At 66.2% G+C, this 24,129-nt stretch carries 24 protein-coding genes; 23 read left to right on the top strand and 1 reads right to left on the bottom strand.

Annotated features, from left to right (window positions below; all coding sequences use genetic code 11):
* Positions 1 to 35: 35 nt before the first annotated feature.
* On the top strand, positions 36 to 1,202 hold the full coding sequence (locus FCT00_RS17900; RefSeq protein ID WP_138424098.1) for a M20 aminoacylase family protein: 1,167 nt from the start codon (positions 36 to 38) through the stop codon (positions 1,200 to 1,202).
* Positions 1,203 to 1,473: 271 nt separating this feature from the next.
* Here the strand turns inward: FCT00_RS17900 and moaA are convergent, their stop codons facing one another.
* A complete protein-coding gene (gene moaA, locus FCT00_RS17895; protein ID WP_138424097.1) occupies positions 1,474 to 2,484 on the bottom strand; it encodes a GTP 3',8-cyclase MoaA in 1,011 nt (336 codons plus the stop codon).
* Between the two features lie 83 nt (positions 2,485 to 2,567).
* On the opposite strand from moaA, the gene FCT00_RS17890 reads away from it, so the two are divergent.
* The 22 genes from FCT00_RS17890 (at position 2,568) to dnaG (ending at position 24,129) form a co-directional block, all read left to right on the top strand.
* Positions 2,568 to 3,023, top strand: a complete 456-nt coding sequence (locus FCT00_RS17890; protein WP_138424096.1) for a D-galactarate dehydratase — start codon at positions 2,568 to 2,570, stop codon at positions 3,021 to 3,023.
* On the top strand, positions 3,020 to 4,627 hold the full coding sequence (locus FCT00_RS17885; RefSeq protein WP_138424095.1) for an AMP-binding protein: 1,608 nt from the start codon (positions 3,020 to 3,022) through the stop codon (positions 4,625 to 4,627). The genes FCT00_RS17890 and FCT00_RS17885 overlap by 4 nt, the downstream gene beginning before the upstream one ends.
* Before the next feature lie 251 nt (positions 4,628 to 4,878).
* Positions 4,879 to 5,658: a hypothetical protein gene (locus tag FCT00_RS17880; protein ID WP_138424094.1), complete on the top strand. Its 780-nt coding sequence runs from the start codon at positions 4,879 to 4,881 to the stop codon at positions 5,656 to 5,658.
* 49 nt (positions 5,659 to 5,707) lie between these two features.
* Positions 5,708 to 6,328 carry a hypothetical protein gene (locus FCT00_RS17875; protein ID WP_138424093.1) on the top strand — a complete coding sequence of 207 codons (621 nt, stop codon included), beginning with the start codon at positions 5,708 to 5,710 and terminating at the stop codon, positions 6,326 to 6,328.
* On the top strand, positions 6,328 to 6,873 hold the full coding sequence (gene thpR, locus FCT00_RS17870; protein WP_138424092.1) for an RNA 2',3'-cyclic phosphodiesterase: 546 nt from the start codon (positions 6,328 to 6,330) through the stop codon (positions 6,871 to 6,873). The genes FCT00_RS17875 and thpR overlap by 1 nt, the downstream gene beginning before the upstream one ends.
* Positions 6,874 to 6,895: 22 nt before the next feature.
* Positions 6,896 to 7,285, top strand: a complete 390-nt coding sequence (ybgC, locus tag FCT00_RS17865; RefSeq protein WP_138424091.1) for a tol-pal system-associated acyl-CoA thioesterase — start codon at positions 6,896 to 6,898, stop codon at positions 7,283 to 7,285.
* A gap of 130 nt (positions 7,286 to 7,415) precedes the next feature.
* Positions 7,416 to 8,111 carry a protein TolQ gene (tolQ, locus tag FCT00_RS17860; protein WP_008329569.1) on the top strand — a complete coding sequence of 232 codons (696 nt, stop codon included), beginning with the start codon at positions 7,416 to 7,418 and terminating at the stop codon, positions 8,109 to 8,111.
* Between the two features lie 73 nt (positions 8,112 to 8,184).
* Positions 8,185 to 8,589, top strand: coding sequence for a protein TolR (tolR, locus tag FCT00_RS17855; RefSeq protein WP_008329568.1), 405 nt, complete (start codon positions 8,185 to 8,187; stop codon positions 8,587 to 8,589).
* Positions 8,590 to 8,598: 9 nt separating this feature from the next.
* On the top strand, positions 8,599 to 9,699 hold the full coding sequence (locus FCT00_RS17850; protein WP_138424090.1) for a hypothetical protein: 1,101 nt from the start codon (positions 8,599 to 8,601) through the stop codon (positions 9,697 to 9,699).
* A 32-nt stretch (positions 9,700 to 9,731) separates the two neighbouring features.
* Complete coding sequence (gene tolB / locus FCT00_RS17845; protein WP_235889186.1) at positions 9,732 to 11,030, top strand: Tol-Pal system beta propeller repeat protein TolB; 1,299 nt, start codon at positions 9,732 to 9,734, stop codon at positions 11,028 to 11,030.
* A 74-nt stretch (positions 11,031 to 11,104) separates the two neighbouring features.
* Positions 11,105 to 11,602, top strand: a complete 498-nt coding sequence (gene pal / locus FCT00_RS17840; RefSeq protein WP_008329565.1) for a peptidoglycan-associated lipoprotein Pal — start codon at positions 11,105 to 11,107, stop codon at positions 11,600 to 11,602.
* 30 nt (positions 11,603 to 11,632) lie between these two features.
* Positions 11,633 to 12,481 carry a tol-pal system protein YbgF gene (gene ybgF / locus FCT00_RS17835; RefSeq protein ID WP_235889169.1) on the top strand — a complete coding sequence of 283 codons (849 nt, stop codon included), beginning with the start codon at positions 11,633 to 11,635 and terminating at the stop codon, positions 12,479 to 12,481.
* Entirely contained in the window at positions 12,478 to 13,731 is a 1,254-nt protein-coding gene (gene tilS, locus FCT00_RS17830) for a tRNA lysidine(34) synthetase TilS (RefSeq protein WP_235889167.1), read from the top strand. The genes ybgF and tilS overlap by 4 nt, the downstream gene beginning before the upstream one ends.
* Before the next feature lie 102 nt (positions 13,732 to 13,833).
* Positions 13,834 to 15,759 carry an ATP-dependent zinc metalloprotease FtsH gene (gene ftsH / locus FCT00_RS17825; RefSeq protein ID WP_040884462.1) on the top strand — a complete coding sequence of 642 codons (1,926 nt, stop codon included), beginning with the start codon at positions 13,834 to 13,836 and terminating at the stop codon, positions 15,757 to 15,759.
* Positions 15,760 to 15,877: 118 nt separating this feature from the next.
* A complete protein-coding gene (locus tag FCT00_RS17820; protein WP_138424089.1) occupies positions 15,878 to 16,660 on the top strand; it encodes a methyltransferase domain-containing protein in 783 nt (260 codons plus the stop codon).
* A gap of 91 nt (positions 16,661 to 16,751) precedes the next feature.
* Entirely contained in the window at positions 16,752 to 17,456 is a 705-nt protein-coding gene (locus FCT00_RS17815) for a Crp/Fnr family transcriptional regulator (RefSeq protein ID WP_138424088.1), read from the top strand.
* Positions 17,457 to 17,492: 36 nt separating this feature from the next.
* The gene (locus tag FCT00_RS17810; RefSeq protein ID WP_138424087.1) at positions 17,493 to 18,086 is read left to right on the top strand and encodes an MOSC domain-containing protein; all 594 of its coding nucleotides are present in this window, start codon (positions 17,493 to 17,495) and stop codon (positions 18,084 to 18,086) included.
* Between the two features lie 159 nt (positions 18,087 to 18,245).
* Positions 18,246 to 19,922 (top strand): formate--tetrahydrofolate ligase, encoded by a 1,677-nt coding sequence (locus FCT00_RS17805; RefSeq protein ID WP_138424086.1) that lies wholly within the window; start codon positions 18,246 to 18,248, stop codon positions 19,920 to 19,922.
* A gap of 115 nt (positions 19,923 to 20,037) precedes the next feature.
* Complete coding sequence (folD, locus tag FCT00_RS17800) at positions 20,038 to 20,934, top strand: bifunctional methylenetetrahydrofolate dehydrogenase/methenyltetrahydrofolate cyclohydrolase FolD (protein ID WP_138424085.1); 897 nt, start codon at positions 20,038 to 20,040, stop codon at positions 20,932 to 20,934.
* A 76-nt stretch (positions 20,935 to 21,010) separates the two neighbouring features.
* Positions 21,011 to 21,598, top strand: coding sequence for a TetR/AcrR family transcriptional regulator (locus tag FCT00_RS17795; protein ID WP_138424084.1), 588 nt, complete (start codon positions 21,011 to 21,013; stop codon positions 21,596 to 21,598).
* A 46-nt stretch (positions 21,599 to 21,644) separates the two neighbouring features.
* Positions 21,645 to 22,115, top strand: coding sequence for a hypothetical protein (locus FCT00_RS17790; protein ID WP_138424083.1), 471 nt, complete (start codon positions 21,645 to 21,647; stop codon positions 22,113 to 22,115).
* A gap of 31 nt (positions 22,116 to 22,146) precedes the next feature.
* Complete coding sequence (gene dnaG / locus FCT00_RS17785; RefSeq protein WP_138424082.1) at positions 22,147 to 24,129, top strand: DNA primase; 1,983 nt, start codon at positions 22,147 to 22,149, stop codon at positions 24,127 to 24,129.

The following is a 24,129-nucleotide window of genomic DNA, read 5'->3' as shown; positions in this document are numbered from 1 at the left end:
GGTCCGGGCACAGATTCCGGGCAAAGGAGAGCTTCATGCCCATCAAGAACCGCTTCGCCGAACTGCACGGTGACATCACCGCGTGGCGGCAGGACATCCACGCCAATCCCGAACTTCTGTTCGACACCCACCGCACCGCCGCGCTCGTGGCCGAGAAACTCCGCGCCTTCGGCTGCGACGAGGTGGTCGAAGGGATCGGGCGCACCGGGGTCGTGGGCGTCATCAAGGGCAAAAGCGACACGGCGGGCAAGGTCATCGGGCTGCGCGCCGACATGGATGCCCTGCCGATCAAGGAGGCGACCGGGCTGCCCTATGCCTCTGGCACGGACGGCAAGATGCATGCCTGCGGTCATGACGGGCACACCTCGATGCTGCTGGGGGCGGCGCAATATCTGGCCGAGACGCGCAATTTCGACGGCACCTGCGTCGTGATCTTCCAGCCCGCCGAAGAGGGCGGCGGTGGCGGTCGCGAGATGGTCGAAGACGGGATGATGGACCGCTGGGGTATTCAGGAGGTCTACGGGATGCACAACTGGCCCGGCGTTCCCGTGGGGCAGTTCCAAATCCGCGCAGGCGGGTTCTTCGCCGCCACCGACCAGTTCGACCTGACGATCGAAGGCAAGGGCGGACATGCCGCCAAGCCGCATGAGGGCGTGGACCCGACGGTGGTGGCGAGCCATGTGATCGTCGCGCTCCAGACCATCGCCAGCCGCAATGTGGACCCGGTGAAGCATGTGGTGGTGAGCGTCACGACGATGCAGACCGAGGGCGACAGTTACAACGTCATCCCCCAGCGCGTGCATATGAAAGGCACGATCCGCACCCATGACGCCGACGTGCGCGAGGCCGCGCCGGAGCGGGTGAAGGCTCTGGCCGAGGGGATCGCCAGCGGATTCGGTGCGCGGGCCGAGTTCACCTACCTGCCGGGCTATCCGGTCATGGTGAATTCCGAGGAACAGACTGCCTTCGCCGCCGAAGTGGCGCAGGCGGTGACGGGGCAGGAGACCGCCGAGGCCGACCCGATCATGGGCGGCGAGGACTTCGCCTATATGCTCGAGGCGCGGCCGGGGGCCTATATCCTCGTGGGCAACGGCGACACGGCGCCGGTGCATCACCCGGAATACAACTTCAACGACGAAGCGATCCCGGCGGGGTGCAGCTGGTGGGCCGAGATCGTGGAACGGCGGATGCCGGCGGCGTGAGGGCTGCGTGGCGGTGTTGGATTGAGTGCGGCTGACGCCGCACGCTCTATTCTGGAGTAGGGTGGCTCCGGCTCACCAAAGCGAAAGACCTTTCGCTTGCGTATCCGCGGTCGCCTGATCCTGCGATGACAGAGCCGGTCGTGCCGCTCAACCGAAATAGACGTATCCCCGGCAAGCCGGGGCCCCTCGTCGATTTCGGTGGATCGTCCCGCCCGTCTCCGTCCCCCTGGTCTCAGGCGACGGCGGCTCCGAAGCGAAAGGCTCGGTTCTCTTAGCCCCCGGTATGGCTCATGTGGCGCGAGACCTGACCATCCGCGCGCTGACGGGAATAGTCGAAGTCGTGGCCCTTTGGCTTGCGCGTGATCGCTTCGCGGATCGCGGCGACCAGCGGTTCGTCGGTGTCGGGGTGATCGCGCAGCGGCTGGCGCAGGTCGGCGCGGTCCTCTTGCCCCAGACACATATAAAGTTCGCCGGTGCAGGTCATGCGCACCCGGTTGCAGCTTTCGCAGAAATTATGCGTGAGCGGCGTGATGAAGCCGATCTTTTGTCCGGTTTCCTCAAGCCGCACGTAGCGCGCCGGGCCGCCGGAGCGTTCGGCGAGCGGGGTCACCGTGTACCGCTCTTCAAGACGCTCGCGCAGGTCGGTGAGGGGCCAGTATTGGTCGAGCCGGTTTTCGTTGCCGATGTCGCCCATCGGCATGACCTCGATCCACGTCAGGTCCATGTCGCGGCGGGCGCACCATTCGGTCAGCTCGAAAAGTTCGACATCGTTGAAGTTCTTCAGCGCCACCGCGTTGATCTTGATGCGAAGCCCCGCCTCCTGCGCCGCGTCGATTCCGCGGATCACCTTCGACAGGTCGCCGCGCCGGGTGATGTCGGCGAATTTCTGCGGGTCGAGGCTGTCCAGCGAGATGTTCACGCGGCGCACGCCCGCATCCGCCAGTTCGCCCGCGAACCGTTCGAGTTGCGAGCCGTTGGTGGTGAGCGTGAGTTCGTCGAGCGCGCCGGATGTCAGGTGTCGTGACATGGCGCGGAAGTAATCCATGATGTCGCGCCGCACGAGCGGCTCGCCCCCCGTGATGCGCAGCTTGCGCACGCCGAGGCCGATGAAGGCCGTCGAGACGCGGTCGAGTTCCTCGAGCGTCAAGAGTTCCTTTTTCGGCAGGAACGTCATGTTCTCGGCCATGCAATAGGTGCAGCGGAAATCGCAGCGGTCCGTCACCGACAGCCTGAGGTAGGTGATCGGACGCATGAACGGGTCGATGAGAGGTGCATCTGCCATACCGTGAACGTAAGAGCGCGCAGCGGTCGGGGCAAGCGGTATCGGCGCTTGGCCTGCCAGTGCCTTGGTCGTATGCTCGGCCCATGAAACGACTGGTTCTCATTGGTTTTCTTGGGCTTGCAGGCTGTGCGAACGGCCCGGCCTTTCTGCAACCTGCCGCGAATGTGAAACCCGAGGGGTCGACGGTCACCACCGTCGCGCCGCCCGCCGATGCGCGGACCGAGGATGCGTTCGACACCACGACGGACGAAGAGCGCGCGGCGGCGGTCGCGACGCCGGAGCCGGCGGGCGAGCGGTCGCTGGGCACCACGGTCGCGACGCTGGGCAGCCCGACCGATCCGGGGATCTGGATGGACACGCCGCTGGTCTCGTCGGTGACGCAAGGCCGGGTCGAGGCCGCGAACGGCAAGTCGGTGAACCTCGAACTCAGGCCGATCGACGGGCCGACCACGGCCGGGAGCCGGATATCGCTTCCGGCGCTCAGGCTTCTCGAAGTGGGGCTTGCTGGGCTTCACACGCTGTCCGTCTACGCGAAATGAACCGGCGGGTCGTCGAGGGTCCGGGCGATTGGGCGGCGCTCAGGCGCGCGTTCCGCTGGACCGTGCCCGACGGGTTCAACATGGCCGACGCCTGCTGCGACAGCTGGGCGCGCGACGAACCCGGGCGCGTGGCGGTGACCCATGTGGGGCGTGAGACGCGCGACTGGACCTTCGGCGAGCTGAAAGACGCCTCCGACCGGCTGGCCGGGGCCTTCGCCGATGCGGGCGTCGGGCGGGGGGACCGGGTCGGCGTGCTTCTGGGCCAGTCGCCCGAAACCCTGATCGCGCACCTCGCGACGTGGAAGCGGGGCGGTATCTCGATCCCGCTGTTTTCGCTTTTCGGTCCCGATGCGCTGGCCTTCCGGCTCGCCGATAGCGGGACGAAGGCGGTGGTCACGGATACGGCGGGGGCCGAAAAGCTTGCCGCGGTCCGGGGTGAACTGCCAGATCTGGCCGAGGTGTTCGTCGTGGGCGGCGGCACGGGGCGCGACTTCTGGGGTGAGGTCGAGGCGGCGACCCCGGTCGATCCCGTGCCGGTGGGGGCCGAGGATCCGGCGGTCATCATCTACACCTCCGGCACAACGGGGCCGCCCAAGGGCGCGCTTCATGCCCATCGGTTCCTGATCGGCCATCTCCCGTCCGTCGAATTGCATCACGAGGGGTTTCCGCAGCCCGGCGACGTGGGCTGGACGCCCGCTGACTGGGCGTGGATCGGGGGCCTCATGGATATGGCGATGCCGTGCCTTTATCACGGTGTCCGGCTTGTGTCCTGCCGGATGCGCAAGTTCGACGCGGACGCGGCGTATCGGCTGATCGCGGACCAGCGGGTGCGAAATTTGTTCCTGCCGCCGACCGCCCTGAAACTGATGCGGCAGGCCGAGGTGCCGGAGGACGTAGACATACGCACCATCGGGTCGGGGGGCGAGGCGCTGGGGGCCGATTTGCTGGCTTGGGCGCAAGACGCGCTCGGGGTGACGATCAACGAGTTTTACGGCCAGACCGAGTGCAATCTTGTGCTCGCCTCCTGCGCCGGGTCGATGGCGGTGAAGCCCTGCAGCATGGGGCAGGCGGTGCCGGGGCACGAGGTCGCGGTGATCGACGCCGAGGGGCAGGTTGTGGCGCCGGGCACGGTGGGCGAGATCGCGGTGAAGCGGCCCGATCCGGTGATGTTTCTGGGCTACTGGAACCTGCCGGAGAAGACCGCCGCCAAGTTCACGGGCGACTGGATGCGCACGGGCGATCTGGGGGTCTGCGACGACGACGGGTATTTCACCTATGTCAGCCGCGACGATGACGTCATCACCTCGGCCGGCTACCGCATCGGGCCGACCGAGATCGAGACCTGTCTGACGGGCCACCCCGACGTGGTGATGGCCGCCGCCGTCGGCGTGCCGGACGAGACGCGGGGCGAGGTGGTGAAGGCCTATGTGGTGCTCAGGGACGGGGCGGCGACCGAGGGGTTGGCCGAACGGCTCATCCAGCGGGTGCGCGAAAAGGTGTCGCCCCACGTGGCGCCGCGGATCGTGGAATTCGTCGACGATCTGCCGATGACCGCGACGGGCAAGATCATGCGGCGGTCCTTGCGTGATCCGGGTGCGCGGTGATCGGTTTCGCCCGGGCTTGCGCCCGTTCGACCCGCGCGTCGGCTGCGCCGCCGCGATTGTTTAGTGGAATGAGGGGGCGCTGCCCCCTCAAACTCCGCATCCTTCACATGAGGGGGCGCTGCCCCCTCAAACTCCCCCGAGGTATTTTCGGACCAGAGAAGAGGGACCGGCGCATGCGATTGAACCCTTCGCGGTCCAGCGGCGTTGATGCGGCAGCGCGCCGGACGGTGCGCCATGTGAGGAGACAGGACATGCGTTGGATACTCGCCGGGCTGATGGCCCTGATTGCGGCACCGCTCGCGGCGATGGACACCCGGTTCGGGGAGGTCGAGATCGCCCCGCTGGGCGAAATGGAAAAGGGCCTGATGTTCCAAGGCGACGTGATCGAACTGCCATCGAACCCCTACTACGCTTTCATCGAAGCGGCGCTTCACGACTGGCTGCTCGTGTCCGTCTCGCAAGGCGGGAATGCCTGTGCCACCGAATACGTCTGGGCCAAGCTCTCGGACGAGGGCGTGGCGTTTTCCGAGGTTTTCGGCACCTGCGCGGAAGGGTTCGAGATGACCGAAGTGCCGGCGGGCGCCAAGGTCACGATCCCGTCGGCGGACGTGGGCGCGGGGCCGGTGTCGTTCATCTATGACGGCGAGGCGATCAGCCGGGTGCAGGAAGGCCCGGAGCCGGTCGGCTGGACCCCGGGCGAGGCGGGCGCCTTCTGGCTCGACCGTTATGCCTTCGACTTCTTCGGCGCGGGCGAGCTTCAGGGGCACTTGGCCAACATGATGCCGCCCGACATGGTGGCGCTGGCCGAAAAGAATGCCGAACTGGGCGGACCGTTCGAAATGCAGGACGGCTGGATCGTGGCACGCGCCTGCGAAAAGCTGGAATGCGAAACGAATTACGTGGTGGTCGCGGTGTCGGACGCGGGCGACCGGATCGTGATCGGCATCGCGAACGAGAATATGGACGCCGAGATTTACGGAGACACCGACGGCCCACTCCCCGCTGCCATCCAAGAGATCGGGGCCCGGTAGTTGGCATTCGCCATGTGAGCGGGTATCCCGCCCGGTGAGGAGTGCTGCCATGACACCGGACGAGATCGAGAGCCTTTTCACCCGACAGGGGCGCTACAGTTTCGCGCGCTGGGGTCGTCCCATCGCGCCCGTGGTGTTCGGCGTCGAGGACGAGACGCTCAGGATGCTGAAGGGCTGTATCGAGGCGGTGACCACCTTTGCCGGGCACCCCATGGCCGAGACGGACATGGAGATCGGCACGAACCTGATGCTCTTCTTCCTGCGCGACTGGTCGGAACTGTCGGGGGTGCCCAACCTCGACAAGATGATCCCCGACATCGACCGGATCGTGTCCAAGCTCGCCAAGGCCGACGCGGTGCAATACCGGACCTTCCGCTTTGACGAGGCGGGGGCGATCAAGGCCGCTTTCGCCTTTGTCCGCATGGGCGGCGGGATGGAGAAGCTGCCCGCCGACACCATCGGGCTGATGCAGGCCGCGCAGATCATGCTGACATGGGGCGAGGGCGCGTTCGCCGAGACCTCGCCGCTCGCCAAGCACCCCGAGAGCGGGGTGACGATGCTGCGGCCCGAAATCGCGGACCTGATCCGCGCGGCCTATGACCCGGTGATGCCGGTGGCGGCGGACGATCCGTCCCACGCGCTCAGGCTGTCGGCGCGGATACAGGGCTGATGCGCGCCTTCGTCGCTTTGGACCTGCCCGAGGCGATCCGCCGCCCGTTGACGCGGCTTCAGGCCGGGCTGTCCGTGGGGCGGCTGGTGGACGAGGACAACCTGCACCTGACGCTGGCGTTTCTGGGCGAGATCGACCCGCAGAAGGCGCAGGATCTGGCGGCGCGGCTGGCCGACCTGCCGGATGCGCCGATCGAGCTGACACTCACCGGCATCGACATCATGGGCGGCAAGAAGCCCAACCTTCTGGTCATGGATGCCGCCCCCACGCAGGCGCTGGTGACGTTGCAGGACCGGGTGCGCCGGATCGCGATGGACGCCGGGATCGAGATGGAGCGGCGGCGCTTTCGCCCGCATGTGACGCTCGCGCGCTTCGGCAAGGTGATGACCACCAAGGACGAGCGGGGGCTGGCCGCGTTTCTGTCGCTGAACGCGCCCTATTCCTTGCCGACCGAACTGGCGGATACGGTGACGCTCTATCGTTCGCACCTCACGGGCGACGGCGCGGATTACGAACCGCTGGCTGAATTTCTGCTGACCGGATAGGACGTTACGCAAAGAGGCTCACATGACCCATACCTTCCCCGTGCATGTCTATTACGAAGACACCGACCTTGCCGGCATCGTCTATTATGCCAATTACCTGAAGTTCATCGAACGCGCCCGGACCGAGTGGATTCGCGGGATCGGGGTGGATCAGACGCGGGTGAAGGACGAGCAGGGGATCGTTTTCGCCGTGCGCCGGGTCGAGGCGGATTATCACAAGCCCGCGAAGTTCGACGACGATCTGACGGTCGAAACCAGCGTCGAGGCGATGACGGGGGTGCGGATCGTGCTCAAGCAGGACATAAAGCGCGATGGCGAGCTTCTGTTTTCCTCGACCGTGACCATCGTGGCGCTCACCGAAACCGGCGCGCCCGCCCGTTTGCCAGCGAATATCCGCCAAAACCTGCACTGAAACGCCCGTATTTCATGCCGAACACGCGGTTTTGTTGGCTATCGGGCTTCAATTCGGCTACCGTCCTGTTCCATAGAGCCGTCCGATAGAGATGGCCGTCGAGGCAGTCATAGGCAGGTAACGGACCCATATGGAACAGGATGCCCTCGCGCTGGCAGGAGAGATGGATTTCTCCTTCTGGGCGCTTTTCTTCCGCGCAACGCTGATCGTGAAACTGGTCATGGTGCTTCTGGTGGCCATGTCGTTTTACTCCTGGGCGATCATCGTCACGAAGTTCATGCAATTCCGCCGCGCCAAGGCGGAGGCCGCGATGTTCGATCAGGCGTTCTGGTCGGGCGAGCCGCTGGACGAGCTTTACGAACAGATCGGACCATCGCCCACGGGATCGTCGGAAAAGGTCTTTGCCGCCGGGATGCTGGAATGGCGTCGGTCGCACCGCGCCGATGGCGGGTTAATCGCAGGCGCCCAAAGTCGGATCGACCGCTCGATGGACGTGGCCATCGCGAAAGAAGCCGAAGGGCTGAACGCGCGTCTGGGCTTTCTGGCCACCACCGCCTCGTCGGCGCCGTTCATCGGGCTGTTCGGCACGGTCTGGGGCATCATGCATGCCTTTACCGAGATCGCGCAGCAGCAGAACACCAACCTCGCCGTCGTGGCACCAGGGATCGCCGAGGCGCTGCTGGCGACCGGGCTGGGCCTGCTCGCCGCGATCCCCGCGCTGATCTTTTACAACAAGCTGACCGCCGACAGCGACAATGTCGCCGCCGGGTGGGAAAGCTTCGCGGACGAGTTCTCGACCATTCTCAGCCGTCAGTTGGACAGCTGACATGGCAGGCTCCGTCGCAACTTCAGCCAAGCCACGCGCCCGTAGGGGCCGTCGCCGGGGTCGCCATCGCGCGATGATGGCCGAGATCAACATCACCCCCTTCGTGGACGTGATGCTGGTTCTGCTCATCATCTTCATGGTGGCCGCGCCGCTGATGACCGTGGGCGTGCCCGTGCAACTGCCCGAAACCGCCGCCACGCCGCTGCCTGCGGTCGAGGAAGAGCCGCTGACGGTCACGCTGACCGAAGAGGGCACCATCACGCTCATGACGACCGAAATCGCGCGCGACGACCTGATCCCGCGTCTTCGCGCCGTCGCCGCCGAACGCTCGGACAACAAGATCTTCCTGCGCGCCGACGGGCGCGTGCCGTATGCGCAGGTCGCACAGATCATGGGGGCGCTGAACGCCGCAGGGTTCAATGACATCGGCCTCGTCACCGAAACGGGCGGGCCGAGCATGGACGGGGCTTCGAGGTAGGGCACGGGTTTGAAGACCGGCTACTATATCTCGGGGATCGGTCACGGACTTCTGATCCTCTGGCTCCTGTTCGGGGGCATCTTCGAGTTTCGCTCGGAGGAGCCGTTCGTGCCGGTAGCCGATGTCTCGATCATCTCGGAGGAGGAGTTCGCGGCCCTGACCGCGCCGCCGGAGGGCGCGCCCGAGCCGGAGGAAACCGCGCCGACAGAAACGCCGGTCCCGCCCGCGCGACCGGAGCCGGAACCCGAGCCGGAGCCGGAACCCGAACCGCAACCGGAGCCCGAACCCGCGCCGGAGCCCGAGCCGACCCCGCTGCCGGAGCCGCCCACTCCGGCGCCGTCGCTGCCGACCGAGGATGTTCAGCCCGAGACGACCGAGCCGACGCCGCCTGAGGCCGACCGCGTCGCGCCCGAGATCGCGCCGGAACCCGAACCGCAGGCCGAGATCGCGCCGGAGGTGGCACCCGAGGTCGCGCCGTCGGAAGAGGCGGTCGAAACCCCGCCCGAGGAAGAGCAGGAGGCGACCCAGCCGGAGGCCGCGACGACCGAGATCGTGACCGAGGCCGAGACGCCGCAATCCTCTGCGCCCACCACCTCGATCCGCCCGCAGGCCCGCCCCGAGCGGCCCGAACCGCCTGTCGAAACCGCCGAGCCGGACCCCGCGCCCGAGCCCGACCCGACGCCGGAGCCTGCCGAAGAGCGTGACCCGATCGCCGATGCCGTGGCCGATGCGGTGAATGATGCGCTGACCAGCGACACGCAGGGTCAGACCGACCAGCCCGCGCCCCTTGGGCCGCCGCTCACCTCGGGTGAACGGGACGGGCTGCGGCTTGCCGTGTCGCAATGCTGGAACCTCGGCTCGTCCTCGACCGACGCGATGAAGACGACCGTCGTGGTGCTCGTCCAGATGCAACCCAACGGCGTGCCATCGGGCATCGAACTGGTCTCGTCCGAGGGGCCGACCCAGGACGCGGTGCAAACCGCCTTCCAAGCCGCGCGACGGGCGGTTATCCGTTGCGGGGCGAACGGCTATAATCTGCCGAGTGAAAAGTACGAACAGTGGCGTGAGATTGAAATGACCTTCAATCCGGAGAATATGAGGCTGCGATGACCAAACTGAACCTGCTTGTGGCGCTCGTCTTGATGACGCTTGCGCCCGTCTTCTCCGCCACGACGGCCACGGCCCAGCAAGGCCCGCTTCGGATCGAGATCACCGAGGGTGTGATCGAACCGCTGCCCTTCGCCGTGCCCACCTTTCAGGCCGAAACCGGCAGCGCCGGCGCGATTGCCGAGGAAATCAGCCGCGTGATCGCGGCGGACCTGTCGGGCACCGGGCTGTTTCGCGAAATCCCGTCCTCGGCGTTCATCGCGAACGTCACCAACTTCGCCTCGCCGATCCAGTATGCAGACTGGAAAGCGGTGAACGCACAGGCGCTTATCACCGGGGCCGTGTCCGAACAGGGCGGCCAGATCAACGTCAAGTTCCGGGTCTACGACGTGTTTTCGGGCACCGAACTGGGGCAGGGGCTGCAATATACCGGCACCACCGACGGCGTGCGCCGCATCGCGCACAAGGTGGCCGATACCGTCTATTCCCGGATCACGGGAGAGACCGGGTATTTCGACAGCCGCGTGGTGTTCGTCAGCGAAAGCGGACCCAAGAACGCCCGGCGCAAGCAACTGGCCGTCATGGATTACGACGGGGCCAACGTCAAATACCTGACGGATTCGGAATCGCTCCTTTTGGCGCCGCGCTTTTCCAAGTCGGGCGACCGGGTGCTCTATACGTCCTACGAGACCGGGCAGCCGCAGATTTACGTGCTCGAGGTCGGATCGGCGCAGCGCCGGGCGCTGGGCACCGGGGGCGGCAACATGGCGTTCTCGCCGCGCTTCTCGCCCGATGGCAACGGCCTGATCTTTTCGCTCGAACAGGGCGGCAACTCGGAAATCTACCGGATGGACCTGAACGGTGGGGGGCTGGTGCAATTGACCAATTCCCCCGCCATCGACACCGCGCCCAGCTTCTCGCCAGACGGGTCGCGGATCGTGTTCGAAAGCGACCGCTCCGGCACGCAGCAGATCTATGTCATGTCCGCCAACGGCGGTGAGCCGCAGCGCATCAGCTTCGGCCCCGGTCGTTACGGCACCCCGGTCTGGTCGCCGCGCGGCGACCTGATCGCCTTCACCAAGCAGAACGCGGGCCGGTTCCATATCGGCGTCATGCGCACGGACGGGTCCGAGGAACGCCTGCTGACCGCGTCCTTCCTCGACGAAGGCCCGACCTGGGCCCCGAACGGGCGTGTCATCATGTTCACCCGCGAAAGCCAGGGGGCCGAGGGTGCGCCGGGTCTTTACTCGGTCGACATCTCGGGCCGCAATCTGCGCCGCGTGCCGACGCCCGATGCCGCCTCGGACCCGAGCTGGGGACCGCTCCAGAACTAAGGAAAAGACCTGTGCGGCCCGATCTGATAGACTGGCCGCATTCGAGCAACGATAAACACGAAGGACAGGATTTCATGAAAAAGACCACCATCGCCCTCCTGATGATCGGCGCTGTCGCGCTCTCGGCCTGTTCGCGGGACCGCTACAACAGTGCGACCGACGGGGCCAACAACAGCGGCGTTGCGGGCAGCGTGAACGACCCGACCTCGACCGCCTATTTCAACCAAACCATCGGCGACCGCGTGCTGTTCATGGTGGATCAGTCGACCCTCAGCCCGCAGGCGCAGGGGATCCTCGACCAGCAGGCCCAGTGGCTGAATTCCAACACCGCCTATTCCGCGATCATCGAAGGTCACGCGGACGAGCAGGGCACCCGCGAATACAACGTGGCCCTCGGCGCGCGCCGGGCCAGCTCGGTTCAGAGCTACCTGATCGAGCGCGGCGTTGCACCCGGCCGCCTCAAGACCGTAAGCTACGGCAAGGAGCGTCCGCTCGCGATCTGTTCGGACGAAAGCTGCTACCAGCAAAACCGCCGGGCGGTAACGGTGCTGACGACCGGCGCCGGAACCTGACCGACCGGCCTGACGGGGTGACATGACGCCATGAGGCTGAGAACGAGTGTGATGGCCGTGGCCTGCGTGATGACGCTGGCCACGCCGGGTCTTGCACAGGACCGCGAGCAGACGCTTGCGGATGTGCGGCAGGAACTGACCGTGCTGAACGTGGAACTGGCCAAGGTCCGGTCCGAACTCAACACGACCGGCGCGCCGAATCCGGTGGCGTCGGGGTCCACGCTGGACCGGGTGAACGCCATCGAGGCGGCGTTGACGCGCCTGACGAACAAAACCGAAGAGCTTGAATTCAAACTGAATTCCATCGCGACAGACGGCGCGAACCGGATCGGCGACCTGTCGTTTCGGCTGTGCGAACTAGAAAGCGATTGCGACATCATGAACGAGGGGATTTCCAAGCCTCTGGGCGGTGTCGAGGCGGCGGCGGTGTCGCAGTCGATGACCACGACCACGCCGCAATCCGACACGTTCTCGGAAACCAACAACACCCAGCTTGCCGTGGGCGAGCAGGCGGATTTCGATGCCGCGATGGCCGCGATGGACGCTGGTGACTTCGCCGGTGCCGCGAGCATGTTCCAGACCTTCGTCGACAATTACCCCGGCACGCCGATGACCGGGCAGGCGCTGTTTCTGAAGGGCGAGGCGCTGAACGCGCAGAACATGGTGGCCGATGCGGCCCGTGCCTATCTCGCGTCCTTCTCGGCCGATCCGACCGGGCAATCCGCGCCGAACGCGCTGGTGCAGCTTGGCACGGCGCTGGGCCAGCTTGGCCAGACGAACGAAGCCTGCGCGACCTTGGGCGAGGTGCCGAACCGCTTCCCCGGATCGAACGCGGCGGCCGAGGCACAGGCAGAGCGGCAACAGCTCGGCTGTCTGTGACACCGGAAAAGGCGTTCGCGGCGGCGCTGGCCGCCGCCCAGACCGATCACACCATCGACAATCTGGTCGTCGCCGTTTCCGGCGGCGGCGACAGCATGGCGCTGCTTCACGTCGCGCAGGCGTGGGGGCGGGCGCAGGGCAAGGCCGTCTCGGCGCTGACCGTAGACCACGGGTTGCGTGATGAGGCGGCGACCGAGGCCGCCCGCGTGGCCGAGATCTGCGCGGACCTCGGTGTCGCGCACCGAACGCTCGACTGGCCCGACTGGGACGGGCAGGGCAATCTACAGGCGATGGCGCGCGCCGCGCGTTACGACCTCATCGCCGATGCCGCACCTGCCGGGGCGGCGATCCTGATCGGGCATACGATGGACGATGCAGCCGAAACCTTTCTCATGCGTCTGGCGCGTGGCTCCGGTGTCGATGGGCTGTCGCGGATGCGTTCAACGTGGACGGACCGGGGCCACCTCTGGCTGCGTCCGTTCCTGACCGTGCGTCGGGCCGCGCTGCGCGATTGGCTTCACGACCGCGAAATCGGCTGGATCGACGACCCGACCAATGACGACACGCAGTATGACCGGGTGCGGATGCGGCAGGCGCTGGACCTGCTCGCCCCCCTCGGCATCGACGCTGAGCGGCTGACCATGACCGCGCAGGCGATGACCGAGGCGCGGCAGGCGCTCGAGCACTGGGCCGAACAGGCGGCGCGCTGTACGGCGTGGACCGAGGCGGGCGATGTCCTCTTCGACCGGGCCAAGGTGCAGGCTTTGCCGCGCGAGACGCATGATAGGCTGATCGCCCACGCGATCGGCTGGGTCGCCAGCGCGGCATATCGTCCGCGCCGGGCCGCGCTGATGCAAGCGGTGCGCGATGTGACCGAGACCGGCCGCGCCACGCTGGGCGGTTGCCTGCTCACCGCGAAAGGCGACACGCTGCGGGTCGGGCGCGAACCCAAGGCGGTGGCCGATCTGCGGGCGTCGCCCCCGTCGATCTGGGACAATCGCTGGCGTCTGAGTGGCCCGGACGCGCCCTCTGGGCATGTTCTTGCCGTCCGCGCGCTTGGGGCCGGGGGGCTGTCGGACTGCCCGGACTGGCGCGAAACCGGCCTTCCGCGCGAGACGCTTTTGGCAAGCCCGGCGGTGTTCGCGGGCGACAGGCTGGTCGCCGCACCGCTCGCCGGACATCCCGCAGGCTGGCGCGCCGAGCTTTGTCCGCCGCGCGGCGATTTCTTCACATCGCTTTTATCGCATTGAACATATGGTCACGTTCCCTATTTTAGAAGGAAACCAGTGTGACGGTGCGCCGTCACGCCCGGGCAGACCCGGACCCCCATCCGGCATCGTGAGGAGATAACCTTGGGTAACGCGCGAAATTTCGCCTTTTGGATCGTGCTCTTCCTGCTGATCCTGGCCCTCTTCAACCTGTTCTCCAATGGTCAGGGCTCCATCGCCTCGACCGCGGTGAGCTATTCAGATTTCATCGAAGACGTCGAGAACGGCGAAGTGACCAAGGCCACGCTGGATGGCGAGAACGTCACCTACGTCGGGTCCGGCGGCACCGTCTATTCGACCGTCGTGCCGCGTGACGCGGACGTGTCCGAACGGCTTCTGGCCGAGGGCGTCAACGTCGAGGCCAAGAAGCAGGAGCAGTCGGGCTTCCTGTCGCTCCTGTCGCTGCTTTTGCCCGTCATCATCCTGATCGGTTTCTGGTTCTTCATGATGAACCGGATGCAGGGCGGCGGACGGGGCGGGGCCATGGGCTTCGGCAAGAGCCGCGCCAAGCTTTTGACCGAGCGTGAGGGTCGCGTGACCTTCGACGACGTGGCGGGCATCGACGAAGCCAAGGAAGAACTGCAAGAGATCGTGGAATTCCTGCGCAACCCGCAGAAATTCTCGCGCCTCGGCGGGCAGATCCCCAAGGGTGCGCTTCTGGTCGGCCCTCCGGGCACGGGTAAGACGCTTCTGGCGCGCTCGGTCGCGGGTGAGGCGGGCGTGCCGTTCTTCACCATCTCGGGCTCCGACTTCGTCGAGATGTTCGTCGGCGTGGGTGCATCCCGTGTCCGTGACATGTTCGAGCAGGCCAAGAAGAACGCGCCCTGTATCGTCTTCATCGACGAAATCGACGCCGTGGGCCGCCATCGTGGCGCGGGTTATGGCGGCGGCAACGACGAGCGTGAGCAGACGCTGAACCAGCTTCTCGTCGAAATGGACGGGTTCGAGTCGAACGAGGGCGTCATCATCATCGCCGCGACCAACCGCAAGGACGTTCTGGACCCCGCGCTTCTGCGCCCCGGCCGTTTCGACCGTCAGGTCACCGTGCCGAACCCCGACATCAAGGGCCGCGAAAAGATCCTCGGCGTGCACTCGCGCAAGGTGCCGCTCGGCCCCGATGTGGACCTGCGCATCATCGCGCGCGGCACGCCCGGCTTCTCGGGTGCCGACCTCGCCAACCTCGTGAACGAGGCGGCGCTGATGGCCGCCCGCGTGGGCCGACGGTTCGTCGTGATGGAGGACTTCGAGAACGCCAAGGACAAGGTCATGATGGGCGCCGAGCGCCGGTCGATGGTCCTGACCGACGAGCAGAAGGAACACACCGCCTACCACGAAGCCGGTCACGCGGTCGTGGGCCTGTCGCTGCCGAAATGCGATCCGGTCTACAAGGCGACGATCATCCCGCGCGGTGGTGCGTTGGGTATGGTGGTCAGCCTGCCCGAGATCGACCGCCTGAACTGGCACAAGGATCAGTGCGTCCAGCAGCTTGCCATGACCATGGCCGGCAAGGCCGCCGAGATCATGCGCTGGGGCGAGGACGAGGTGTCGAACGGCCCCGCCGGCGACATCATGCAGGCCAGCCAACTGGCCCGCGCCATGGTGATGCGCTGGGGCATGTCGGAAAAGGTCGGCAACATCGACTACGCCGAAGCCGCCGAAGGCTATCAGGGCAACACCGGGGGCTTCTCGGTCTCGGCCCACACCAAGGAACTCATCGAGGAAGAGGTGCGCCGCTTCGTGCAGGACGGGTATGAAACCGCCCGCCGCATCCTCGAAGAGCGCAAGGTGGAGTGGGAGCGTCTGGCCGAAGGTCTGCTGGAATACGAGACCCTGACGGGCGAAGAGATCAAGCGCGTCATGGCCGGTGACCCGCCGCATATCGACGAAGACGAAGATGGCGGCGCGGGCGAGAAAGCCGACGACAAGCCGTCGGTCGCCGCGATCCCCAAGACCAAGCCGCGCAAGAAGCCCAAGGGCGACGGCGGGCTGGAGCCGGAACCGTCGGCGTAACGCCAGCACCACAAGAACACGAGGCCGGGGTCCAAGCCCCGGCCTTTTTCTTTTGCGCATGGTATCCAGACCGAGCAATTGCGCATAGGATCGAAGGGACAAGGAAAGGGACGCGCAGATGACCACCGCCGACTGGAATCCCGAAGCCTACCAACGCTTTCGCGGGTTGCGCCTGCGCCCGGCGCTGGAGCTTCTGGCACAGGTCCGCGACCTGCCCGACGGGCCGGTGGTCGACATGGGTTGCGGTGCAGGTGCGGTGGCCGAGGCGCTGTCGACGCGCTACCCGAACCGCGATCTCTATGGGATCGACAGTTCCGCCACCATGCTGGCCGAGGCCGAGGCGATGGGCCTTTATGCCCGGCTGACCCGCGACGACGCGAACGACTGGACCCCCGGCTATACCCCCGCGCTGATCTTTTCCAACGCGCTGGCCAACTGGCTTCCCGATCATGCCACGCTCTTTGCCCGCTGGGCCTCGGTTCTGCCGGAACGCGGTGCGCTCGCCGTGCAGATGCCGCGCCAGTATGACGAACCTTCGCACCGGCTGCTGCGCGAGCTGGCGGAGGATATGTTTCCCGACCGCTTCGATTTCGCGGAGTGGACACCCCCCGTCGCCCCGCCGCAGGTCTATGCCGACATCCTCGCGCCTTTGGGTGACATCCGGGCGTGGGAAACGACCTATGTCCAAAACCTCGCCCCGGTGGCCGAGGGGCATCCGGTGCGCCACTTCACCCAGTCCACGGTGATGCGGCCGTTCGTGGCCGAGCTGTCGGAAGAAGAGGCCGCGCGCTATGTCGCGGCCTATGAAACGCTGCTCGGCAAGCACTATCCCGCGCGCGCCGATGGCCACGTTCATTTCCCGTTCAGACGGGTGTTCTTCGTGCTGACACGTGGGGCGTGACCGTGGCCCGCCGCGACCCAGCCCGGCGTGACCGCCCGCGGCCGAATGTCCGTTGTCGGGCCTTGAACGGGGCGAAAAGGACCGCGCGTTGATGCAGGGGAGCCTGTTCCTCGACGGTCTCGGCCTGCTGGGTGCCGCGCTTTATCTTGGCTCCTACGCCGGATTGCAGTTCGGGGTGATCCGGGGCAACTCGGCGCTCTACACTATCCTCAATCTGGCCGCGTCGCTTGCGGTCCTCACCTCGCTGTTCTCACAGTGGAACCTGAGTTCCGCCGTCATCCAGACAAGCTGGGTCGTGATTTCGATCGTCGGGCTGACGCGGCTCTGGCTGCTTCGGCGGCGGCTCCGGTTCGACGATGCCGAACAGGTGTTCTACGACACCCACCTCGGGGCGCTCCGCCACATCGACGCGCGCCGGTTCTTGGACGCGGGCGAATGGGTGGACCTCGCGGTGGGCGAGGGTCTGACGACCGAAGGCGCGCCGGTCGAGGCGCTGTTCTTTCTGGCAGGCGGCGAGGCGCGCGTGATGGCGGGATCGCAGGAGGTCGCGCGACTGGGCGAGGGCGCTCTCATCGGCGAATTCGGCGTGCTCACGCGCGCCCCGGCCAGCGCGACGGTCGAAATCACCCGGCCCGCGCGCGCCTTTCGCATCACGGCGGATGCACTGGAAACGCTGGGGGACCGCAACGGCGAACTGCTCCGTCAACTCAGCTTCGTCTTCGCCCTCTCGGGGCAGGCGAAGCTTGCCACGTCGAACGCGCGCCTGCGGGGCTCCTCGCTTGACGCCGCCCGGTGATTGGGGTCGAGTGCCGCGACCGCAGCACAGGACCGGATGACCATGAGCGAATATTTCGACGAAGCGCCCTATGCGGCCCGGATCACGTGGCTCGGCCATGTCGCGGATCGGGCGGCGGCGCTGGCCTCTGAAGGGCAGGCGCAGGCGGTCCTGACCTATGGCGGCATCGAGGGCGAGGACCATGGCGGCGTGACGCGGCCAGCGTGCAGCCGCGTGTCGATCCTGCATCCGCGCGACACGCAGATCCGCAATACCCGCCAACTGACCATCCTCGCCGCCGAACAGATCGACGAGATCGCGCAGAACATGGGGCTCGACCATTTCGACCCGGCGTGGATCGGCGTGTCCATGGTCGTCGAGGGCATCCCGGACTTCAGCTACGTTCCCCCGTCCTCGCGCCTCCAGACCCCCGATGGGGCGACGCTGACCATCGACATGGTCAACCATCCCTGCACGCTCTCGGGCCGTTCGGTCGAACGCTTCGCGCCGGGCTATGGGCCCAAGTTCAAACCGGCGGCCGTCGATCTGCGCGGCGTCACGGCGTGGGTCGAGCGCGAAGGCACGCTGACCGTTGGCGACGAGATCCGCCTTTTCGTCCCGAAACAGCGAGGCTGGCGGCCGGACGCCTGACCGGACGTCTCCGAACGGGGGCGCAGGTTTCCGAAAGGTCACCGAGTTTCCGGCCCGGTGCCGCAAACCCGCGCATTTTCGTCGCGTATCGCGTTGTCCGATCGGCTATCCCTGCGCACATTCCGGGCGAATTCAGCCACTTGGTCCGGGGAGGACACCATGAGCCATAAATCCGATATCGAAATCGCGCGCGCCGCGAAGAAACGCCCGATCGGGGAGATTGGCGACAAGCTTGGCATTCCGTCCGACCATCTGCTGCCCTACGGCCACGACAAGGCCAAGATCAGTCAGGACTTCATCAATTCGGTCGAGGATCGCCCGGACGGAAAGCTCATCCTCGTGACCGCGATCAACCCGACCCCTGCGGGCGAGGGCAAGACGACGACCACGGTGGGCCTTGGCGACGGGCTGAACCGGATCGGCAAGAAGGCGATGATCTGCATTCGCGAAGCCTCGCTCGGGCCGAACTTCGGGATGAAAGGCGGGGCTGCGGGCGGCGGCTACGCGCAGGTCGTGCCGATGGAGGACATGAACCTCCACTTCACCGGCGATTTCCACGCGATCACCAGCGCGCACAATCTGCTGTCGGCGATGATCGACAACCACATCTACTGGGGCAACGAGTTGGGCATCGACGAGCGCCGGGTGACATGGCGCCGGGTCGTGGACCTCAACGACCGGGCGCTGCGCGATGTGGTGACCTCGCTCGGCGGTGTCGCCAACGGGTTCCCGCGCCAGACCGGGTTCGACATCACCGTGGCTTCCGAGGTCATGGCGATCCTATGTCTTGCCCGCGATCTGGCCGACCTTGAGCGCCGTCTGGGCGACATCATCGTGGCCTACACCCGCGACCGCGATCCGATCACCTGCCGCGATGTCGGGGCTGAGGGCGCGATGACCGTGCTTTTGAAGGACGCGATGCAGCCCAACCTCGTCCAGACGCTTGAAAACAACCCGGCCTTCGTCCACGGCGGCCCCTTCGCCAACATCGCCCACGGCTGCAACAGCCTGATCGCGACGCGCACTGCGCTGAAGCTGGCCGACTATGTGGTGACCGAGGCCGGGTTCGGCGCCGATCTGGGGGCCGAGAAGTTCATGAACATCAAGTGCCGCAAGGGCGGGCTGGCCCCCGCCGCCGTCGTGCTCGTCGCCACCGTGCGCGCGATGAAGATGAACGGCGGTGTGGCCAAGGCCGATCTGGGGGCCGAGAACGTCGATGCGGTCAAGGCGGGCTGCCCGAACCTTGGCCGCCATATCGAGAACCTCAAAGGGTTCGGCGTTCCGGTGGTCGTCGCGATCAACCATTTCGTCACCGACACCGACGCCGAAGTGCAGGCGGTGAAGGATTACGTCGCCGAACACGGGACCGAGGCGATCCTGTGCCAGCATTGGGCCAAGGGATCGGAAGGGACCGAGGCGCTGGCCACCCGCGTCGCCGAGATCGCGGATGCCGGCATGGGCAGCTTCGCCCCGCTCTACAACGACGATTTGAGCCTGTTCGAGAAGATCGAGACGGTGGCCAAGCGCATCTACCGCGCGGATGAGGTGCTGGCAGACAAGAAGATCCGCGACCAGCTGCGCGCGTGGGAGGCGGCGGGCTATGGCAACCTGCCGGTCTGCATGGCCAAGACCCAGTATTCCTTTACCACCGACCCCACCCGGCGCGGTGCCCCCACGGGCCATTCGGTGCCGGTGCGCGAGGTCCGGCTGTCGGCGGGCGCGGGCTTCGTCGTGGTGATCTGCGGGGAAATCATGACCATGCCGGGCCTGCCGTCGAAACCCGCCGCATTGACCATCGGGCTGGACGACAACGGCGACGTGCAGGGGCTGTTCTGAGGCGGAGGCCGCGCGACCGGGCATCGAGCCCGGTCGCACGGTGCCTTCGGCGAAGGTATTTTTGGACCAGAGAAGCGGGCGAGCGCGCCCCTTCCCACAGACGAGGAGAGAGCGGATGAGCGCGACGATCATAGACGGCAAGGCTTTCGCCGCCGAGGTGCGCGGCAAGGTGGCCGAGCATGTGGCGGAGCTTGCCAAGAAGGGCATCAAGCCGGGACTGGCCGTGGTGCTGGTGGGCGAAGACCCCGCCAGTCAGGTCTATGTCCGCTCCAAGGGCAAGCAGACGGTCGAGGCCGGGATGGAAAGCTTCGAGCACAAGCTGGACGCTTCGACTTCCGAGGCCGATCTGCTGGCGCTGGTCGAAAAGCTGAACAACGACCCGGCGGTGAACGGGATCTTGGTGCAACTGCCGCTGCCCGACCACATCGACGAGGACAAGGTCATCGGCGCGATCGACCCGGCCAAGGATGTGGACGGGTTCCACATCTCGAACGTTGGGCTGCTGGCGACGGGGCAAAAGGCGATGGTGCCCTGCACCCCGCTTGGATGCCTGATGCTGCTGCGCGACCATTTCGGATCGCTCTCGGGCAAGCCGGCGGTTGTTGTGGGGCGGTCGAACATCGTGGGCAAGCCGATGGCACAGCTTTTGCTGCGTGACAGCTGCACGGTGACCATCGCCCACAGCCGCACGAAAGACATCGAGGACGTGGTGCGCGGGGCCGATATCGTGGTCGCCGCCGTGGGCCGGCCCGAGATGGTGACGGGTGACTGGCTCAAGCCCGGCGCCGTGGTCATCGACGTGGGCATCAACCGACTGCCGCCTGCCGAAGAGGGCGAGAAAGGCAAGCTTGTGGGCGACGTCGATTTCGCCTCCGCTTCCGAGGTGGCGGGCGCGATCACCCCGGTGCCGGGCGGTGTCGGGCCCATGACCATCGCCTGCCTTCTGGCCAATACGCTGACGGCGACCTGCCGGGCCAACGGCCTGCCGGAACCCGAGGGGCTGACCGCCTGAACCATTCGCGCGCCCGGACCCGCATGCCGGGCGCGCAATCGCTTGATCTGAACGAATGTTCAGTTAATCTTCACCCATGGCGCGAAAATCCGGCTCCCACGCCGACATCACTGGCCCCAAGGTGCGCGAGGCGGCATTGAAGCTCTTCGCTCGCGACGGCTATGCGGCGGTCTCGATGCGCAAGATCGCGGCGGAGGTCGGCGTGCAGGCCGGGGCGCTCTATCTCTACACACCCGACAAGCAATCACTGCTCTACGACCTGATGAAGGTCCATATGGAGGAGCTATTGGAGGCTTGGGGCGAGGCCGACACGGGCGGCACGCCGCCTGAACGGCTAGAGGCCTTCGCGCGCTTCCACATCCATTATCACCTCGACCGGCCCGACAATATCTTCATCGCCTACATGGAGTTGCGCAATCTGGACGACGCGAATTTCGCCGAGATCGAGGTGCTGCGGCGCCGCTACGAACAGGGTCTGATCGACATTCTGGAGGCAGGGAACGCCAGCGGCGATTTTGCCGTGCCGGACCCGAAACTCGCCGCGATGGCCGCGATTTCCATGCTGAACGGGGTGACCACGTGGTTTCGTGATGGCGGCCGCCTCAGCCGCGAAACGGTCGAAACGATCTATTGGGACATGCTGCGCAAATCCGTGGCCGCGTGAGGCCGCGCGCGTTAACCTGACGCCATTCAGTTTCAGGAGTTTTGCCATGCGCCTTGCCCTTGTCGCAGCCCTTACCGCCGCGCCGGCCCTTGCCGAACCTATGGGCTGCTACCACCGCACCTATTCCGACGCCCACATCGCAGCCCATCCCGAACAGGTCGTCTCGGCGATCTCGGTCGCCTTCGGGATCGACGAGTACGACCAGTATTCCGCCTCCGTCTCAGTCAGCACGTCGAACGGCGGGCATGTGAAGGACACGGAGCTTGCACTCAGGACGTTCGAGCAGGGGCTTCTGTGCTGGAACGAACGCGGCGAGGTGACCTGTTCGGTCGACTGCGACGGCGGGTTTTTCGAGGTCACGCGCGACACCGGCGACAGCATCGACCTGACGCTGACATACCTGTGGGTCGGCGACACCGAAGAATGCGGGGGCGCGGTGGACATCGCCGAGGTGTCCGGCGAGCCGGTCGTCTACCGTCTGTACAAATCTCCGCCCGAGGCCTGCGTGGTCAATTGAGGCGGGCGCGCGGGCGGCCTATATTGACGCCATGTCGTTGCCCCCCGGATTCTTGGATGAACTTCGCACCCGCACCTCGCTTGCGCAGGTGGTCGGGCGCAAGGTCATGTGGGACCAGCGAAAATCCAATCAGGGCAAGGGCGATCTTTGGGCCCCGTGCCCGTTCCATCAGGAAAAGACCGCCAGTTTCCATGTCGATGACCGCAAGGGATTCTACTACTGCTTCGGCTGCCATGCGAAGGGCGACGCGCTGTCCTTCGTGAAGGAAACCGAGAACGTCGGCTTCATGGAGGCGGTCGAAATCCTCGCCCGCGAAGCCGGGATGCAGATGCCGGAGCGTGACCCGAAGGCGCAGGAAAAGGCCGACCGGCGCACGCAACTGGCCGAGGTGATGGAGCAGGCGGTGCAGTTCTTCCGCCTGCAACTCAAGACCAACTCGGGCGTCGGCGCGCGGGAGTATCTCGACCGTCGGGGGCTGAAGGAGGCCGCGCAGGACCGCTGGGACATCGGCTTTGCGCCGGACGGATGGCAGGGTCTTTGGGATCATCTGCGCGGCAAGGGCGTGGCCGAAGACCTGATCCTCGGGGCAGGGCTCGCCAAAGCCTCGTCCAAGGGCAAGCAGCCCTATGACACGTTCCGCAACCGGATCATGTTCCCGATCCGTGACGCGCGCGGGCGCTGCATCGCCTTCGGGGGCCGGGCGATGGACCCGAACGACAACGCGAAATACTTGAACAGCCCCGAGACCGACCTCTTTGACAAGGGCCGTTCGCTTTACAATCACGGGCCTGCGCGCGAGGCGGCGGGGAAGGGCACGCCGCTGGTGGTGGCCGAGGGCTATATGGATGTGATCGCATTGTCCGAGGCCGGGTTCGGGGCGACCGTGGCCCCGCTCGGTACCGCGATCACCGAGGATCAGCTGCGCCTTCTGTGGCGCATCGCCCCGGAACCGATCATCGCGCTCGACGGCGACACCGCAGGGCTGCGCGCGGCCATGCGGGTCATCGACACCGCGCTGCCGATGCTCGAAGCCGGGCAGTCCCTGCGCTTTGCGATCATGCCCGAGGGGCTGGACCCCGACGATCTCATCAAGGCGCAGGGCGCGGGCGCGATGCAGAAGGTGCTGGATGGGGCGCGGCCCATGGTGAGCCTGCTGTGGCAGCGAGAAACCGAGGGCAAGGTCTTCGACAGCCCGGAGCGGCGCGCGGCGCTGGACCGCGACTTGCGCCAAGCCATCGCCAAAATCCAAGACCAGTCGATCCGCCAGCACTACGGCGAAGAGATCAAACGCCTGCGCTACGAGCTCTTCAATCCGCGCCGAGACAGCGCCCCGCGGCAAAGCGGAGGCTGGCAGGGTGGCGGCGGGCGGCGTGGCCCGTGGAAACCCGCCGGGCCGGCGTTCCAGCCCGCCACCAAAGGGTCGCTTCTGGCGGCTGCGTCGGGGCAGGTCGAAGAGGTGCTGCGCGAGGCCGTGATCCTTGCCACCCTCGTCACCCATCCGCACCTGATCGAAAGCTTCGAGAGTGCCTTTGAGCGGGTCGAAATGGCCACCGATGAACATGCGGCGATGCAACGGGCGATCCTGTCCTTCGACGGCGAGGCGACGGAAGACCTGTGCGCGAAAATCGACGCCGAAGTCGGTACGCGCGCCCTTGAAAAACTCTTCGCCCTGAACCATGTGCAGATCGCACCCCCGATACGCCGCAAGGACGATCCGGAGCTCGCGGCGCTGTGTCTGGCCGAGGAGCTTGCCAAACTCGATGCCGCCCGTGGCGCCAGACACGAACTGGACGACGCGGTGGCCGAGATCGGCGCCTTGAGCGACGAGGGGCTTACATTCCGCCTGTCCGAGGCCGTGCGCTTGCTTGACGAGGCGCGGCGGGGGCAGGGCGACGACAAAGGACTGTTCGACCGCGCCGACAACGGCGTCATGGTCGCGCGCGAGGAGAAAGACGCGCTGGATGCGCTCTTGAAGCAGATCGAGGATCAACAGGGCGGACGCAAGAGACCCTGA

This window comes from Maritimibacter alexandrii, from assembly GCF_005871115.1.
In the GTDB taxonomy this organism is placed as follows: Bacteria; Pseudomonadota; Alphaproteobacteria; order Rhodobacterales; family Rhodobacteraceae; genus Maritimibacter; species Maritimibacter alkaliphilus.
This window is presented reverse-complemented; position numbering and strand designations above follow the sequence as displayed.